At 70.4% G+C, this 16,203-nt stretch carries 13 protein-coding genes; 8 read left to right on the forward strand and 5 right to left on the reverse strand.

The window, feature by feature from the left end:
* Window positions 1-41: 41 nt before the first annotated feature.
* Together AB0L65_RS41090 and AB0L65_RS41095 are read right to left on the reverse strand one after the other, a co-directional pair.
* A complete protein-coding gene (locus AB0L65_RS41090) occupies window positions 42-764 on the reverse strand; it encodes a PIG-L deacetylase family protein (protein WP_364257395.1) in 723 nt (240 codons plus the stop codon).
* A gap of 501 nt (window positions 765-1,265) precedes the next feature.
* Entirely contained in the window at window positions 1,266-1,850 is a 585-nt protein-coding gene (locus tag AB0L65_RS41095) for an Asp23/Gls24 family envelope stress response protein (RefSeq protein WP_364257398.1), read from the reverse strand.
* Between the two features lie 76 nt (window positions 1,851-1,926).
* Here AB0L65_RS41095 and AB0L65_RS41100 point away from each other — a divergent pair, with 76 nt between their 5' ends.
* Complete coding sequence (locus tag AB0L65_RS41100) at window positions 1,927-2,457, forward strand: HIT domain-containing protein (protein WP_350727156.1); 531 nt, start codon at window positions 1,927-1,929, stop codon at window positions 2,455-2,457.
* Window positions 2,458-2,535: 78 nt separating this feature from the next.
* Here the strand turns inward: AB0L65_RS41100 and AB0L65_RS41105 are convergent, their stop codons facing one another.
* From AB0L65_RS41105 to AB0L65_RS41115, 3 genes are all read right to left on the reverse strand, one after another.
* Window positions 2,536-4,629 carry a hypothetical protein gene (locus AB0L65_RS41105; protein ID WP_364257401.1) on the reverse strand — a complete coding sequence of 698 codons (2,094 nt, stop codon included), beginning with the start codon at window positions 4,627-4,629 and terminating at the stop codon, window positions 2,536-2,538.
* 363 nt (window positions 4,630-4,992) lie between these two features.
* On the reverse strand, window positions 4,993-6,564 hold the full coding sequence (locus tag AB0L65_RS41110) for a family 10 glycosylhydrolase (protein ID WP_364257404.1): 1,572 nt from the start codon (window positions 6,562-6,564) through the stop codon (window positions 4,993-4,995).
* Between the two features lie 130 nt (window positions 6,565-6,694).
* Window positions 6,695-8,836: an elongation factor G-like protein EF-G2 gene (locus AB0L65_RS41115; protein WP_364257407.1), complete on the reverse strand. Its 2,142-nt coding sequence runs from the start codon at window positions 8,834-8,836 to the stop codon at window positions 6,695-6,697.
* A 145-nt stretch (window positions 8,837-8,981) separates the two neighbouring features.
* On the opposite strand from AB0L65_RS41115, the gene pgsA reads away from it, so the two are divergent.
* From pgsA to AB0L65_RS41150, 7 genes are all read left to right on the forward strand, one after another.
* Window positions 8,982-9,605: a phosphatidylinositol phosphate synthase gene (gene pgsA / locus AB0L65_RS41120; RefSeq protein WP_364257410.1), complete on the forward strand. Its 624-nt coding sequence runs from the start codon at window positions 8,982-8,984 to the stop codon at window positions 9,603-9,605.
* A complete protein-coding gene (locus tag AB0L65_RS41125) occupies window positions 9,602-10,510 on the forward strand; it encodes a phosphatidylinositol mannoside acyltransferase (RefSeq protein ID WP_364257413.1) in 909 nt (302 codons plus the stop codon). Before pgsA ends, AB0L65_RS41125 begins: the two co-directional genes overlap by 4 nt.
* The gene (locus AB0L65_RS41130) at window positions 10,507-11,637 is read left to right on the forward strand and encodes a glycosyltransferase family 4 protein (RefSeq protein ID WP_364257416.1); all 1,131 of its coding nucleotides are present in this window, start codon (window positions 10,507-10,509) and stop codon (window positions 11,635-11,637) included. The genes AB0L65_RS41125 and AB0L65_RS41130 overlap by 4 nt, the downstream gene beginning before the upstream one ends.
* Window positions 11,634-12,176, forward strand: a complete 543-nt coding sequence (locus AB0L65_RS41135) for a hypothetical protein (protein WP_364257419.1) — start codon at window positions 11,634-11,636, stop codon at window positions 12,174-12,176. The genes AB0L65_RS41130 and AB0L65_RS41135 overlap by 4 nt, the downstream gene beginning before the upstream one ends.
* 61 nt (window positions 12,177-12,237) lie before the next feature.
* Entirely contained in the window at window positions 12,238-13,257 is a 1,020-nt protein-coding gene (locus AB0L65_RS41140) for a DUF3048 domain-containing protein (protein WP_363972127.1), read from the forward strand.
* 114 nt (window positions 13,258-13,371) lie between these two features.
* Window positions 13,372-14,286: a pyridoxal 5'-phosphate synthase lyase subunit PdxS gene (gene pdxS / locus AB0L65_RS41145; protein WP_350727165.1), complete on the forward strand. Its 915-nt coding sequence runs from the start codon at window positions 13,372-13,374 to the stop codon at window positions 14,284-14,286.
* 217 nt (window positions 14,287-14,503) lie between these two features.
* Window positions 14,504-16,180 carry an alkaline phosphatase D family protein gene (locus tag AB0L65_RS41150; protein WP_364257422.1) on the forward strand — a complete coding sequence of 559 codons (1,677 nt, stop codon included), beginning with the start codon at window positions 14,504-14,506 and terminating at the stop codon, window positions 16,178-16,180.
* Window positions 16,181-16,203 lie beyond the last annotated feature (23 nt).

Raw genomic sequence — 16,203 nt, forward strand, 5'->3', positions numbered from 1 at the left:
CGGCTCCGCCGTTTTTCGTCGTCCGGCCTCCAGTTCGGGGATCATCGGGTGAACAGGCGGAAGGTGATGGCGGGGCGGCTGCCGAAGCGCTCGGCCGCCTGGTGGGCGAAGCCTTCGATGAGGTCGCGGGCGTACGATTCGGGGTCCTGGTCGGTGAGCGCCTCGATGTAGGCGCGGTGCTCGACGAGCGAGCGCACGCCGCGCTCCAGGCCGTCGGTGACGTCCACGGCGTGGGTGGGGGAGTCGGTGCCCGCGACGGCGACCCAGCGGACGCCGTTCCAGGGCTCTGCCACCGTATCCGGAAATATCCACCTATTTCCCGCATCCCCGGCGGCGTCGAGGACGGCGCGGCCCACGGCCCGGTGGTCGGGAGTGTTCCAGTACGTTCCGCCCCAGGTGTCGTCCGGGTTCAGGGTGATCACCAGCTCGGGGCGGTGCCTGCGGATGGCGGCGGCGATGTCCTTCCTGAGCGCGGTGCCGTACTCGATCACCCCGTCGGCGTGGTCGAGGAACTCCACGCTCGTCACCCCGACGACGGCCGCGCTGGCCCGCTCCTCCCGCTCCCGCACCGGCCCTGCCTCGGCCGGGACGAGCGTGTCGATGCCCGCCTCACCCCTGGAGACGATCAAGTACGCGACCTCGCGGCCCTGGTCGGTCCAGGTGGCGATGGCGGCGGCACAGCCGTACTCGAGGTCGTCGGGGTGGGCCACGATGGCGAGGGCGCGCTGCCAGTCGTCGGGCATGGGCTCCAGTTGCTCGGTCATGGCCCACACCCTAAAGGCGCGCCTGCGCGGGCGGAGGCTTCCGGCCGTCCCTCGAAGCCCAGGGATCGTCGCCTTGGGACGCCTGAGCACCTCATGGATGGCCGCCCGGCTGGCATCCGCCCCAGAACGAGGACACCGCCGCCTGAGGCGCAGTTGAACGCGCCTCCGGCCTTGGGCCGCCTCCGGCATCGGGGCGTCCTTGGGACCGGGCTGCCGTAGGCGCCGGGTCGCTCCAGGGGCTGGGCCGCTCCAGGGGCCGGGCGCTCCGAGTCGCCGCAGGGATCGGGCTCTGAGGGCCGTAGCCTGGGCGCGCACGCCCGCCTCAGCGCCTGTCACCGGGAGCGTCCGATCGTCTCAAGAGGGGTTGCCTGGCCGTCCGGAAGGGTGTCGGCGGGGTGCGTCCGATCGGTGCGAGGGCCGCTGCTCAGGAACGCCCGACCACCCCGAGGGCGCGGCTGATGGGCTCAAGGGGTGGTGGAGGGAGACGGGGGCGGAGGGGCGTCAGAGGGGGGAGGGGTGGGTGTCGTCGTCGGAGGTGTCGCGGAGGGGGTGGCGGGGCTCGCCCGGGAGGCGGACGTCGTCGACCGTCACGTTGACCTCCGCGACCCGCATCCCGAGCATGTGGCTGACGCTCCTGGCCACGTTCGTCTTGACCTCGGAGGCCACCTCCATCACGACGTGCCCGTACTCCACCACGATGGTCACGCTCACGGCCACCGTACGGTCCTGGATCTGCGCGCTGACCCCCTGGTTGGCCCGCCGGGAGCCGATGCCGATGCGGTCGCGTACGGACTCGAAGGCCCGCGCCAGGTCGCCGCCCAGGTCGGCAACCCCGGTCACCTCGAGAGCCGCCAGAGCGGCGACCTTCTCGACCACCTCGTCGGCGACCTTGATCCGGCCCTTGACGACGGCGCCGAAGGAGGGCTCCTCCGAGGGTGGTACGCCGGTGGGTGCGGAGCTCACGTCTTCGACCGGGTCAGGAGCGGGGGCCGTGGCCGGGTCGGGGGCGTCGGCGGACGGGGTGGAGTGGACGGTCGGCAGGGAGTCGTGCTCGGCTAAGTCGTGCTCGGCTAAAGCGTCACTCATAGCGGCCTCCTGTAGGCGATGCTTGGGATTGTGCCGGAAGAGCGGGCCGTTTGTCCGTGGTCCTATGCTGCTAGGTATGCACGATCAGGCAGGGGCAGGGTCCCCCGACAACTTCGAGCGTCTGTGGACCCCGCATCGCATGGCCTACATCAAGGGCGAGAACAAACCGACGGGCAGCGGCCCCGATGACGGGTGCCCGTTCGACGCGATCCCCAAGATGAGCGACGAGGACGGCCTGATCGTCGCCCGGGGCGAGACGGTCTACGCCGTGCTCAACCTGTACCCGTACAACTCCGGCCACCTGATGGTGGTCCCCTACCGGCACGTGTCCGACTACGACGAGCTGGTGCCGGCCGAGCTGGTCGAGCTGGGGGAGTTCACGCAGAAGTCGCTGCGCGCGCTGCGCAAGGCCAGCGGCGCGCAGGGCTTCAACGTCGGCATGAACCTGGGCCACGTCGCCGGCGCCGGCATCGCCGCCCACCTGCACCAGCACGTGGTGCCCAGGTGGGGCGGCGACACGAACTTCATGCCGGTCGTGGGCCAGACCAAGGTCCTGCCGCAGCTGCTCCGCGACACCCGCCAACTGCTCGCCGACGCCTGGGACTGACCCGCTCTGGGGTAGCGCCCGCTGTCCGGCCGTTCGGGGCCGCTTCCGGGAGGCGGCGCTACTCCGTGCGGTGTCGTGTTACTTCGTCGCGGTCGCTAAGTCCGACGACACGGGGCCGGTGACCGACTCGCGGTCGCGTCGGAGCGCGCCGATGCCGGTGGCCAGCAGCAGAGGTACGGCCAGCGCCAGGGCCATGGACAGCACGGCCGCGCCCGAGTCGTTGACGAGCATCCCGACCACGCCGCTCACGAGCGTGCCGATCAGCCCGGCGCGCAGCGCGGGGGAGTGCTCGAACGCGGCGGGCACCACCCCGGCCGATGCCTGTTCGGGCCGCAGGATCGCGTAGATGAGGAACGCGGCGGCCGCGATCACGATCGGCATGAGGTTGGGGCTGAGCAGGGTGGCCAGCATGGCCTGCAGCTTGCGCAGGATGACGTCGAACGCCTCACCGCTCAGCACCTGCCCCACGAACCTGCCCAGGTGGGTCTGCTCGTCCGCCGGCTTCAGGTAGTTGAGCCAGGCGAACGTCATCACGATCAACCCGCCGGCCACCAGGAACGCGCCCAGCTTCACCAGCGAGACCCGCTTGCCCGCCAGCAGCAGCGCGGTCACCGCGATGCCCGGCACGAACGCGATCACACCGCCGAAGTCGCTGCCCATCCCGGAGCCGCCGAGCACCATCGCGAACGTCCCCAGCAGCACGATCGCGGCCAGCCCCACCTTGCCCGGCCACCGGTGCGCGATCACCGTGGTGGCCAGCAGGGTGCCGGTGGCCAGGAGCGCGAACGGGATGTTCCCCAGGCCGTAGTAGCGGGCCCCGACGTCCGCGCTGTAGCCCATGATGCTGTTGAGCTGCAACGTCGTACCGGTCAGCAGGTCGCCCGCCAGCGTGAGCGCGGTGATCCCGGCCACCACCGCCAGCGGCCCCAGCGGCTGTCGCCGCCACGGCCCCGCGAACGCCACCGCCGTGACGACCGCCGCCCACCCGAGCACCCCGGCCACCAGCTGCGGCAGGCTCGACCAGGGCAGCAGGTTGACCAGGTAGCTGGAGACGGGCAGGGAGGCGAGGGCGACGGCCGCGAAACGTACCGGTGCCAGGCCCTTGCGGCGGCGCAGCAGCAGGAAAGCTACCACGTAGAACAGCACCTGCAGCACGGCCACGACCGTGAAGTAGATGCCCTTGATCGAGCGGATGGCCTGCGCGGTCGCGTCGGCCCGCTGGAGCCGTTCGAACGTCGCGCCCGGCCCGCCGACCTGCAGCGGGACGCCTATCACGGTGCTCGGGACCGGCACCCCGAGCTTGGTCAGGATGGTGGAGGTCAGGTCGGGCAGGATCGAGATGTCCTCGCGGCGGGTGGAGGCCGCGCCGAGCAGGTGGCCCTGCGCGCCGGGCTCGCGCAGCGCGGCCACCCGCAGGTGGGGTACAGAGCCATGGTCGGACAGGCCCGCGAGCAGCACCGTCGTGTCGGCGGGCAGGACTGACAGCAGCGCGCCCGCCTTGGCGTCGGCCATCCGCAGCGCGTCACGCCGCTCGGTGGCGCTGAGCTGGTCGGGCACCTTGGCCAGCTTGCCGCCGGCCAGGTAGGGGCGGACGAGGTCGTCCACGTCCATGGCGATCATCCGGCACCGTTCGAGATCGGGCGTGCGGACCTGGAGCGGGGAGGAGTGGTACTCCTGGACCGCGCCCTGCCGGTCGGCCAGGCCCAGCGCGGCGCCGGGGCCGATGGCGATCGAGCACTGCCCGGCGGCCTTGAGCGACTCGCCCAGCGTGCCCGCGTTGCGCTGTCCGGCCACGTCGAGGAGGTAGCGGTAGTCGGGGATGACCGCGCCCGCGCCCTGCTGCTCGGGCATGGGGGGCGCGCCGCAGCTGTATCCGGCCGCCGACCTGGTGCCGGCCGACACGGTCAGCCAGCCGTCGTAGGGGCAGGTCACGCCGCCGACGGTACGAATGGACAGCGAGCCGATCGCGCTGGATCTGGCCAGCTCCCACAGGTTGGGGGAGTCCGCCTGGGTGATGTCGTTCCAGTGCAGGCCGGACACGCCGATGAGCGCGACCCGGCCCGCGCTCGCGTCCTTCGTGGCCTGGGCCGGGCCGGTGAACAGTCCCTGGCCGAGCAGGACCTGCCCGACCAGCCCGACCAACACGGCCAGCACGGCCAGCGTGCGCCTCATCCCGATGACCTTCCGTGATCGAATGATTCCGTGGCACGGTAGAGCAAGGTCATGTTCCGGCGCCACCGGACCCGACTACCCTCTCATGCGGTGCATGTATCACGTGCGCCGTTTCATTCGGGTGAGCTTTTCCCGCTCTGGGTGGTTGTGGTGGGCGCCGTGCGTGTTGCGCCGGGCTCCGCCGTACGACGTCTCGCCGTCGCGGCGCGGTTTGGGCGGGTGCCGGGGACGCGGTGTTGAGGGCGTCCCCGGCGTGACGCGCATTCGGTGTGGCACGTCCCTGGTGCGGCGCGCACTCGACGGTGTGCGGGTCCAGCGGGGTGCAGGGCCGGTGTGGGCGCGCTCTCCGCGTGGATGGAGGCGTCAGGGGGCCGGGGTCTTGACCTTGGTGGTCTTGCTTTCGTGGCCGAGCCGGTCCACGGCCGTGACCGCGTAGGTCCCGTCCGGCGCGGCCGTGAACGACGGGCTCGTCACGACGGCGACCAGGTTGCGGGCGTCCGTGCCGTGGCAGTCCTTGCCGGACTTGGGCACCTGGTACACCGCGTACGCCCGCGCCCCCTGGGACGGCTTCCAGGACAGCTGGGTGCCGTTGGCCTTGAGGCCGGCGGGGGCGGGAGGGGCGGAGCCGCCGCGTTCCTTGATCAAGGGCAGCAGGGCGGGGCGGGAGTAGTGGTTCTTGGCGACGCGGTCCACGGACCCGAGAGGGTTGTCCAGGAAGTTCTTGGCGCTGAAGTAGACCTCGCCCTTGACCTGCTTGTGATCACGGTTGACGCCCACCTCGGCGGCCAGCTCGCCGGGCTTCGTCCAGGCCCGGTCGTCCTTGGCGCCCACCCGGTAGAGCCCCTGGCCGATGTACAGCTGCACGTCCGTGCCCTTGACCTCGTCGGACCACCAGGCCGCCAGCGTGTCGTAGTCGGCCAGCTTGTGGCCGCGCGGCCAGTAGAGCTGCGGGAGCACGTAGTCGACGGTGCCCGACTTGATCCAGGCGCGCGCGTCCGCATAAATCGAGTCATACGCGGACATGCCCGAAGTGTTCGAGCCGGTCGGGTCGTTCGACTTGTTGCGCCAGATGCCGAAGGGGCTGATCCCGAACTTGACGTACCCCTTGGCGTCGTGGACGGCCTTGTCCACCTGGGCGACGAGCGTGTTGACGTTGTCGCGCCGCCAGGCGGCGAGCTTCTTGCCGTCGCCGTACTTCGCGAACGCCGCCGCGTCGTCGAACTTCTGCCCCGCCGCCGGATACGGGTAGAAGTAGTCGTCGAAGTGCACCCCGTCGATGTCGTACCGGGACACCACGTCCGTGATGACCTTGGTCACGTGGTCGCGGACGGCGGGCAGGCCCGGGTTGTAGTAGAGGCGGCCGCCGTACTTGATCGTCCAGTCGGGGTGTTTGCGCGCCGGATGGCCGGCGGGCAGCTTGGCGGCGCTGTCGCCGTAGGAGGCGCGGTACGGGTTGAACCAGGCGTGGAACTCCATGCCGCGCTTGTGCGCCTCGTCGATGAGGAACGGCAGCGGATCCCAGCCGGGGTCCTTGCCGGCCGTGCCCGTCAGATATTGGGTCCAGGGCTCCAGCGACGACTTGTACAGCGCGTCGGAGGCGGGCCGGACCTGGACGAAGACCGCGTTGAGGTTGCGCTTGGCGGCGCCGTCGAGGATCTTGACGTACTCGGCGCGCTGCCGGTCGGGCGAGAGCCCGGTCTTGGAGGGCCAGTCGATGTTCTGGGTGGTGGCGATCCACACCCCGCGCAGCTCGCGCTTGGGATAGCTCGCGTCGGCCTTGCAGGCCGCGGCGGATGCGTCGGGTGCGGCGGCGACGGCCGTCTTCTTCTTGGTCGCTGCTGGGCTCTCCCCGGCCCCGGGGCCGAAGACGTAGGCGGCGGAGGTGGTGACGACCGCGAGAGCAGCAGCGGCTAGGAGTGGGCGTCCAGTTCGCATAATGCCACCCAGTGTGGCAGTTGCTCCGGCATGCTCGGTACGAAAAAAAGAAATCGACTCGTGATGCTTCTGTGACAAAAGTAAACGGCTGGGCCGGGAGGGAGCAAAGCCCTCCCGGCTCGTCCAGGCCTCATTCCGCGGTGACGGCCACCTTGCTCGCGAGGTTCGGCGGAAGGGGCTCGTAGCGCAGGAAGGCCCGCTGGAACGTCCCGGTGCCGTGCGACATGGATCTCAGGTCGATGGCGTACCGGGTGATCTCCAGCTCGGGCACCTCGGCCTTGACCAGCGTACGTCCCGTGCCGACGGGCTCCGTGCCGAGCACCCGCCCGCGCCGCGACGACAGGTCGGACATCACCGACCCCACGTAGTCGTCGGCGACGAGCACCGACAGCTCGTCCACCGGCTCCAGCAGCAGCGTCGGCACCTTCGCGGCCGCCTCCTTCAGCGCGAGCTGGCCGGCGATCTGGAAGGCCATGTCGGAGGAGTCGACCGAGTGCGCCTTGCCGTCGTACAGGGTGACGCGGACGTCCACCATCGGGTAGCCGGCCACGACGCCCCGCTCCATCTGGGCCCGCACGCCCTTCTCCACCGACGGGATGAACTGCCGCGGCACGACGCCGCCCACGATCTTGTCCACGAACTCGAACCCGCCGCCCGACGGCAGCGGCTCGACCTCGAGGTGGCAGATCGCGTACTGGCCGTGGCCGCCGGTCTGCTTGACGTTGCGGCCCATCGCCTGGCACTTGCCGCCGAACGTCTCGCGCAACGGCACCCGCAGGTCGACCCGCTCGACCTCGACGCCGTGGCGCTTGGCCAGGCGGTCGAGCAGCACGTCGGTGTGCGCCTCGCCCATGCACCACAGGACGAGCTGCCTGGTCTCGGCGTTGTTCTCCAGCCGCAGGGTCGGGTCCTCGGCCACCAGCCGGGCCAGGGCCTGTGACAGCTTGTCCTCGTCGGCCTTCGACTTGGCCCTGATCGCCACCGGCAGGAGCGGGTCGGGCATGGCCCAGGCGGTCATCAGGAGCGGCTGCTCGACCTCGGACAGGGTGTCGCCGGTCTCGGCCCGCGACAGCTTGGCGACCGCGATGATGTCGCCCGCGACGCCCTTGGCGGCGGGACGCTGCTGCTTGCCCAGCGGGCAGGTCAGGGTGCCGATGCGCTCGTCCACGTCGTGGTCCTCGTGCCCGCGGTCGGCCAGGCCGTGCCCGGACACGTGCACGGTCATGTCGGGGCGCAACGTGCCCGAGAAGACGCGTACGAGGCTGATGCGGCCCACGTACGGGTCGCTGGTGGTCTTGACGACCTCGGCTACGAGCGGGCCGTCGGGGTCGCAGGCGATGTTCTTGACCGGCTTGCCCGACAGGTCGGTGATCTCGGGCAGCGGGTGTTCGAGGGGCGAGGGGAAGCCCTGGGTCATGATCTCGAGGATCTCCGGCGCGCCGACGCCGAGCCCGCTGCACAGCACCGGGTAGAAGCTGCCGCGCGCGACGGCCTTCTCCAGGTCCTCCACCAGGACCTTGGTGTCGATGGGCTCGCCTTCGAGATAGCGCTCCATGAGCGATTCGTCTTCGCTCTCCTGGATGATCCCCTCGATCAGCTCGCCACGGCGCTCCTCGATCTGCGCCGCGTAGTCCGGCCCGGGCTCCTTCTCCGTACGGGTGCCCGTGGCGTAGTTGTAGAACTTCTGCGACAGCAGCCCGATCAGGCCGTTCACGTGGCCGTTGGTGATGACGGGCAGGTAAAGGGGCGCGACGCCGTCGCCGAAGACGTCCTGGCACGTCACGAGGACCTCGTCGAAGTCGGCCCGCTGGTGGTCGATCTTGGTGATCACCACCGCCCGCGGCATGCCGACCTGGGCGCACTCCTCCCACAGCATCTGCGTGAGGCCGTCGATCCCCTCGGAGGCCGACACCACGAACAGCGCGGCGTCCGCCGCGCGCAGTCCCGCGCGCAGGTCGCCCACGAAATCGGCGTAACCGGGGGTGTCGAGAAGGTTGATCTTGATGCCGTTGTGCACCAGCGGCGCCACGGCGAGGTTGACCGACCGCTGCTGACGGACCTCCACCTCGTCGAAGTCGCTGACCGTGTTGCCGTCCTCCACCCGGCCGGCGCGCTGGACGGTGCCGGTCGCGGCCAGCAGCTGCTCGGCGAGGGTCGTCTTACCCGCTCCTGAGTGGCCGACCAGCACGACATTGCGTATCGCATCCGCACTGTCGGCCGTGGGTGCCCTGCCCGCGGCTCCTGCAGTGCCACCGGTGTTCTTCTCTGCCACAACAGCCTCCCACGTCGCCGGATGTTCCAACGACCGCGCCCAAGCGGAGGGTGTCTGGAAACCGCATGGACGCGGTGTGTTCACCAAATACCCCTGTGGCGGATATCACAAGGGGGGTGGGGCAAAGAAAGTTGTCAGGCGTTCCATGGCCTACGATCGGACCGCGATGCTCAAACTCCTGCGCCCGGCCATGACCCGGATACTCACCCCGCTGGGCAGGGCCCTCGTCGGCCGCGGGATCGGCCCGAACGCCGTCACGGCGATCGGCACCCTCGGCACGGTCGTGTCCGCCCTGCTCTTCTTCCCCCTGGGCCAGCTGACCTGGGGCGCTCTCGTGATCACCGTCTTCGTGCTGTTCGACCTGCTCGACGGCGTGGTGGCGAGGCTCGGCGGGAAGGGCGGCTCCACGTGGGGCGCGTTCCTCGACTCGACGTTCGACCGGGTGGCCGACGCGGCCATCTTCGCCGGGCTGATCCTCTACTTCATCTCCAAGCACGACACGCTCATGGCGGCCGTGACGCTGGTGTGCCTGATCGCGGGCTCCCTGGTGTCGTACGCCAAGGCCAGGGCGGAGGGGCTCGGGCTCACGGCCGACGTGGGGCTGGCCGAGCGGCCCGAGCGGCTGGTCGTCGCGCTCGTCGCGGCCTGTTTCGCGGGGCTCGGCGTTCCGTACATTCTTCCCGTGGGCATGTGGCTGCTCGCCGCGGCCAGCGTGTTCACCGTGGGGCAGCGCGTGGTGGCCGTCCACCGGCAGACGAGGGAGAGATGAGCGACAAGACGTCCTTCGGTGATCGTGTCGTTGCCGCGGGGTTCGCGGCGGGCTGGAAGCTCGTGCCGCTGCTGCCCGAGCGCCCGACGGCCGCGGTCTTCCGCTTCCTGGCCGACCGGATCTGGAGCAGGCGGGGCAAGTCCGTGCTCCGCCTGGAGTCCAACCTGGCCAGGGTGACCGGGCTCGACGCGGGCAGCCGCGAGATGCGTGAGCTCAGCAGGGCCGGCATGCGCTCGTACTTCCGCTACTTCCACGAGATCTTCCGGCTGCCGTCGATGGGCGTCGAGGAGATCGTGCGGCGCAGCCACACCATCGGGGCCGAGCACGTCCACGCCAACGTGGCGGCCGGGCGGGGCGTGGTGCTGGCGCTGCCCCACATGGGCAACTGGGACCAGGCGGGTGCGTGGCTGGTGGGTGTGGGCCACCCCTTCACGACCGTGGCCGAGCGGCTCAAGCCGGAGTCGCTGTTCCGCCGGTACGTGGCCTTCCGCGAGGGCCTCGGCATGGAGGTGCTGCCGCTGACCGGCGGCGACGGGCACAACTTCGGCACGCTGGCCACCCGCGTGCGCAAGGGCGGCGTCGTGTGCCTGCCCGCCGAGCGCGACCTGACCAAGGGCGGCGTCGAGGTGCGCTTCTTCGGCGCGACCACCAAGGTCCCCGCCGGGCCGCCGCTGCTGGCCGTGCAGACGGGGGCCGCGCTGCTCCCGGCCATCCTCTACAACGTCGGCGACGACTGGGGCATCCACATCCACGAGGAGGTCCCGGTCCCGGCCGAGGGCACCCGGCAGGAGAAGGTCGCGGCGGTGGCGCAGGGGCTGACCGACGTGTTCGAGAAGGGCATCTCCGAGCACCCGGAGGACTGGCACATGTTGCAGCGGCTCTGGCTGGAAGACCTCGCGCGATGAGGATCGGCATCGTCTGCCCCTACTCGTGGGACATGCCGGGCGGGGTCAAGCAGCACATCGACGACCTGGCCCAGGCGCTGATCGCGCAGGGGCACGAGGTGTCGGTGATCGCGCCGGCGGCCGACGACGACGAGCTGCCCCCGTACGTGACGGGCGCGGGCCGGGCGGTGCCGGTGCCGTACAACGGGTCGGTGGCCAGGATGTCGTTCGGCTTCCTGTCGGCCGCGCGGGTGCGGCGGTGGGTGCGTACGGGCGGGTTCGACGTGCTGCACATCCACGAGCCGCTGATCCCGAGCCTGGGCGTGCTGGCCTGCTGGGCGGCCAGGGGGCCGATCGTGGCCACGTTCCACGCGTCGTTCACGCGCTCGCGGGCCATCGCGGTGGCCGAGCCGTTGCTGCGCAGCGCGCTGGAGAAGCTGATGGGCCGCATCGCGGTCTCCGACGCGGCCCGCAAGAGCCTGGTCGAGCAGTTCGGCGGCGACGCCGTGCTGATCCCCAACGGCGTCACCGTCTCCCGCTACACCGACGCCGAGCCGCTCGACGGCTGGGGGCCCGACGGCGCCACGATCGGCTTCCTCGGCCGGATGGACGAGGAGCGCAAGGGCCTGCCGATCCTGCTCGACGCGTTCAGGACCCTCGCGGCCGAGCGGCCGGGCCTGAAGCTGCTCCTGGCCGGGCCCGGCGACGCCAAGGACGTCTACGAGCGGGTGCCGAAGGAGTTCCACGACCGGGTGACCGTGCTGGGCATGGTGAGCGAGGCCGACAAGATCCGCGCCTACCACTCGGTCGACGTGTTCTGCGCGCCCAACACGCGCGGGGAGAGCTTCGGCATCGTGCTGGCCGAGGCCATGGCGTCCGGGGCGACGGTGCTGGGCAGCGACATCCCGGCCTTCCGCAGGGTGCTGGGCGAGGGGCAGGCGGGCGCGCTGTTCGCCAACGGCGACGCCGGCTCGCTGGCGCGCCAGGCCGGCGCGCTGCTCGACGCGCCCGAGCGGCGGGCCAAGCTGGCCGCCGAGGCGCTGGTGGCGGTGCGGAAGTACGACTGGTCGACGGTGGCGCGGGACGTCGTACGCGTCTACGAGACGGTCGCCACGAGCGGCGCGGGGCGCGTGGAGGAAGATCTGTGACATCCACCATCATCGTGCTGGTCGTGGGCCTCGTCGTGGTGCTCACGGCCGTCTACATCTCCTGGCGCGCGGGCCGGCTCGACCGCCTGCACATCCGGCTGGAGCTGGCCCAGGAGTCGCTGGACGCCGCGCTGATGCGGCGCAGGGCGGTGGTGCTGGAGCTGGCCGGCTCGCGCCTGCTCGACCCCGCGACCTCCCTGGTGCTGGCCGCCGCGGCGCACGAGGCCAGGAGCGCGGGCCCGGAGGAGCGCGAGCACGCCGAGAGCGACCTGTCGCGCACCCTGCGCGCGGTCGTGGACCAGGAGCGGTTCAGGGAGAAGCTGGCGGAGCCGCCCGGCGGTGGCGACCTACTGGACGAGCTCGACTCGGCGGTGGCCAAGGTCGTCTACTCGCGCCGCTTCTACAACAATGCGGTTGCGGTCACGCGGGCGGCGCAGCGGCGCTGGCTGGCCAGAACCCTCCGCCTGGCGGGCCATACCGAATATCCGCAATTCTTCGAAATCGATGACAATCCGCCGGCGGCTATGGCAACTGAATGACCTCATTTGGGGAAGCCAGTAAGCTTCATCCCGTTTTCGGGCTGAAGCGAGGAGTGTTCACGTGCGGCTACCCCGGATGATCACGGTCACACTGGCCGGAGCGGCGGTGCTGCTGCCTGTCGCGGCCTGCTCCTCCTCGGAGGCGCCCGCCCCGGGTAAGGCGCCCCAGGCCGCCACGGCCGCGCCCAGCGAGGAGCCCACCGAGGCGCCCGAGGGCCACCCGTTCACCGGCAAGCCGTACGACGGCCTGAAGCCGGTGCTCGCGGTGAAGATCGAGAACACCGCGGCGGGCAAGCCGCAGCTCGGCCTCAAGAGCGCGGACATCGTCTACATCGAGCAGGTCGAGGCGGGCCTGACCCGGCTCATGGCGATCTTCTCCTCCAAGGTGCCGGCGAAGGTGGGCCCCGTCCGCAGCGCCCGCATCTCCGACCTGCACATCACGCCGCAGTTCGGCAAGCCGGCCTTCGCCTACTCGGGCGTGCAGACCAAGATGCTGCCGTTCGTGGCCAAGGCGTCGCTGTTCGACGTCGGCGACACGCGCAACCCCGGCGCCTACTTCCGCCAGCCGGGCCGCTTCGCCCCCTACAACCTCTTCGCCAACACCAAGGACCTCCTCGGCAAGGCCCCCAAGGCGAGCAAGGCCAAGGACATCGGCTTCACCTTCGGCGACGCCCCGGCCGAGGGCGGCGTGGACAAGAAGTCGTACAGCGTCAAGTGGCCCGCGGCGCGCTTCACCTTCGCCTGGTCGGAGGAGAAGAAGCAGTGGCTGATCTGGCAGGACGGCAAGAAGGACATGGCGGCGGAGGGCGGCCAGCTCGGCGCGCCCACGGTCGTCATCCAGTACACCAAGACCGAGCGCTCGGAGTTCCACGACAAGAACCAGAGCTACACGCCGCTCGTGCACACCACGGGCAAGGGCAAGGCGATCGTGCTGCGCGACGGCAAGGCGTACAAGGCGAACTGGGAGCGGGAATCCGAGGACACCGGTACGACGTTCACCACGGAGAGCGGCGACCCGATGAACTTCGCGCCCGGCCAGGTCTGGGTGGCGCTCGCCAGCCGCAAACCCGTCATCCCCTAGCGCCTATCTGTCCAAGTATGGCGATAAATCCTGACATCTTGGCATGTCGGGGGAGGGGTCCTTCAGGACCTACCATGGGGTTGATAACTTACCGAAGCCGTGAGAGCCGTGAGGATGACCGTGTCGACCAGCACGCCTGAAAGCACCCCCGTCACCGGAACCGCCCGTGTCAAGCGTGGCATGGCCGAGATGCTCAAGGGCGGCGTCATCATGGACGTCGTCACCCCCGAGCAGGCCAAGATCGCCGAAGACGCCGGCGCGGTGGCCGTCATGGCCCTTGAGCGCGTGCCCGCCGACATCCGCGCCCAGGGCGGGGTGTCCAGGATGAGCGACCCCGACATGATCGACGGCATCATCGCGGCCGTGTCGATCCCCGTGATGGCCAAGGCCCGCATCGGCCACTTCGTCGAGGCCAGGGTCCTGCAGGCGCTCGGCGTCGACTACGTGGACGAGTCGGAGGTGCTGACCCCGGCCGACTACGCCAACCACATCGACAAGTGGCAGTTCACCGTGCCGTTCGTGTGCGGGGCCACCAACCTGGGCGAGGCCATGCGCCGCATCACCGAGGGCGCGGCCATGATCCGCTCCAAGGGCGAGGCCGGCACCGGCGACGTCTCCAACGCCGTCACCCACATGCGCACGATCCGCGCCGAGATCAAGCGTCTCACCTCGCTGCCCGAGGACGAGCTCTACGTCGCGGCCAAGGAGCTGCAGGCCCCGTACGAGCTGGTCGTCGAGGTCGCCAAGACCGGCAAGCTGCCGGTCGTGCTGTTCACCGCGGGCGGCATCGCCACCCCGGCCGACGCCGCGATGATGATGCAGCTCGGCGCCGAGGGCGTGTTCGTGGGCTCGGGCATCTTCAAGTCGGGCGACCCGGCCAAGCGCGCCGCGGCCATCGTCAAGGCCACCACCTTCTACGACGACCCCGACGTCATCGCCAAGGTCTCGCGCGGCCTGGGCGAGGCCATGGTCGGCATCAACGTCGACGAGATCCCGCAGCCGCACCGCCTGGCCGAGCGCGGCTGGTAGGCGGCGCGTCGTTGCAGGTCGCCCGGCCTGACCGTGTGACATGATCACGTACGGCAGGCGGGGGCGCACCACAGCGTGACGATGAAAATCGCCAGATGAGGCGGCATCCGCGAAGGATGTCGCCTTTTTGGTGTTGTGTGGCGTTCACCAAGTAGTCATGATCTTCAGTAAAGCTACCTGGCGTCCCCCTCACCCTTGATCGTCACAGGAGCGTCTCGTGTCCAAGCTGAACCGCCGGCACTTTCTGGTCACAGGGTTAGCGGCGGGCGCCGCCGTGACCATTCCCGCGACCACCGCCTTCGCCGATCCCGGCACCGATCCCGACGTCGCGGCGGCTTCGCGCGAGCTGCGTACCGACCCCTTCACGCTCGGCGTCGCCTCCGGCGACCCGGACCACGAGGGCTTCGTCCTGTGGACCAGGCTCGCCCAGGAGCCGCTGGCCGAGGACGGGTTCGGCGGCATGCCGCAGCGGCCGTTCCCGGTGCAGTGGCAGGTGTACGCCGACGAGAACTGCCGCCGCGTCGTCCGCTCCGGCGTGAGCGTGGCCACGCCCGAGTGGGGCCACAGCGTGCACGTCGAGGTCGACCGGCTGGGCTCCGACCGCGAGTACTGGTACCGCTTCCGCGTCGGCAAGTACGTCTCGCCGGTCGGGCGTGCCCGCACCGCGCCGCACCCGCTCTCGTACGGGAGCTCGCTGGCCATGGCGTTCGTCTCGTGCGCCCAGTACGAGCACGGCTACTTCACCTCGTACCGCAGGCTGGCCGAGGACAACCCGGACCTCGTCCTGCACCTGGGCGACTACCAGTACGAGTACACCAAGGACACCTACACCATCCCCGGCGGCAACGTCCGCGACCACGAGGGCCCCGAGACCGAGACCCTGGCCAACTACCGCCAGCGCCACGCCCAGTACAAGGCCGACCCCGACCTGCAGGCCGCGCACGCCGCCGCGCCGTGGCTGGTGGTGTGGGACGACCACGAGGTCGACAACAACTGGGCCGACGAGATCCCCGAGAAGCCCGAGGTCCCCCAGCCGAACTTCCTGGCCAGGCGCGAGGCCGCCTTCCGCGCCTACTACGAGAACATGCCGCTGCGCCGCACCTCCATCCCGCGCGGCATCGACATGCAGCTCTACCGGCGGATCCGGTGGGGGCGGATGGCCATGTTCCACATGCTCGACACCCGCCAGTACCGCGACGACCAGGGCTGCGGCGACGGCTACCGCGACTGCCCGGCCGCCGTGGACCCGGCGCGCTCGATCACGGGCAACGAGCAGGAGTCCTGGCTGCTGGACGGCTTCCACCACTCCCGCGCGCAGTGGGACATCATCGGCCAGCAGGTCTTCTTCGCCCAGCGCGACAACAACGCCGGCCCTGCCAAGATCACCAGCCAGGACGCCTGGGACGGCTACGTCGCCTCCCGGCAGCGCATCACCCAGGGCTGGGTGGACGCCAAGGTGCGCAACGCCGTCGTGCTGACCGGTGACGTGCACGCGCACTGGGCCAGCGACCTCAAGCTGAACTACGACGACCCGACCGGGCCGTCGGTGGGCTCCGAGCTGGTGGCCACCTCGATCTCGACGGGCGGCAACGGGGCGGACTCCGACCCGTCCACGCACCCGTTCCTGGCGATCAACCCGCACCTGAAGTTCTACAACAACCAGCGCGGTTACGTGCTGACGAAGATCGAGCGGGACCAGATGACCGCGGACTTCAGGGTGGTGCCGAAGGTGCAGACCCCGGGGGCCGAGGTCTACACGCGGGCCACGTTCGTCGTGGAGGACCGGGTGCCGGGGGTGCAGCAGACGTACCTGCGGCCGCTCGACCCGACGCTGCGCGCCCAGCAGCAGCTGACCGTGGAGGAGACGGTCCGCCTGGAGACCGAGCGTCCCTGACGATCGCTCCGGAGAGCGGCACC

Origin of the sequence: Nonomuraea sp. NPDC052116 (assembly GCF_040680035.1) — a bacterium.
Lineage (GTDB): Bacteria > Actinomycetota > Actinomycetes > Streptosporangiales > Streptosporangiaceae > Nonomuraea > Nonomuraea angiospora_A.

What these genes read in the sequence shown, in the direction of transcription:
- AB0L65_RS41110 (WP_364257404.1), bottom strand. Translation starts at nt 6,564, where the DNA reads ATGCGAACTGGACGCCCACTCCTAGCCGCTGCTGCTCTCGCGGTCGTC.
- pdxS (WP_350727165.1), top strand. Translation starts at nt 13,372, where the DNA reads ATGACCGTGTCGACCAGCACGCCTGAAAGCACCCCCGTCACCGGAACC.
- pgsA (WP_364257410.1), top strand. Translation starts at nt 8,982, where the DNA reads ATGGCCTACGATCGGACCGCGATGCTCAAACTCCTGCGCCCGGCCATG.
- AB0L65_RS41130 (WP_364257416.1), top strand. Translation starts at nt 10,507, where the DNA reads ATGAGGATCGGCATCGTCTGCCCCTACTCGTGGGACATGCCGGGCGGG.
- AB0L65_RS41125 (WP_364257413.1), top strand. Translation starts at nt 9,602, where the DNA reads ATGAGCGACAAGACGTCCTTCGGTGATCGTGTCGTTGCCGCGGGGTTC.
- AB0L65_RS41105 (WP_364257401.1), bottom strand. Translation starts at nt 4,629, where the DNA reads ATGAGGCGCACGCTGGCCGTGCTGGCCGTGTTGGTCGGGCTGGTCGGG.
- AB0L65_RS41100 (WP_350727156.1), top strand. Translation starts at nt 1,927, where the DNA reads ATGCACGATCAGGCAGGGGCAGGGTCCCCCGACAACTTCGAGCGTCTG.
- AB0L65_RS41090 (WP_364257395.1), bottom strand. Translation starts at nt 764, where the DNA reads ATGACCGAGCAACTGGAGCCCATGCCCGACGACTGGCAGCGCGCCCTC.
- AB0L65_RS41095 (WP_364257398.1), bottom strand. Translation starts at nt 1,850, where the DNA reads ATGAGTGACGCTTTAGCCGAGCACGACTTAGCCGAGCACGACTCCCTG.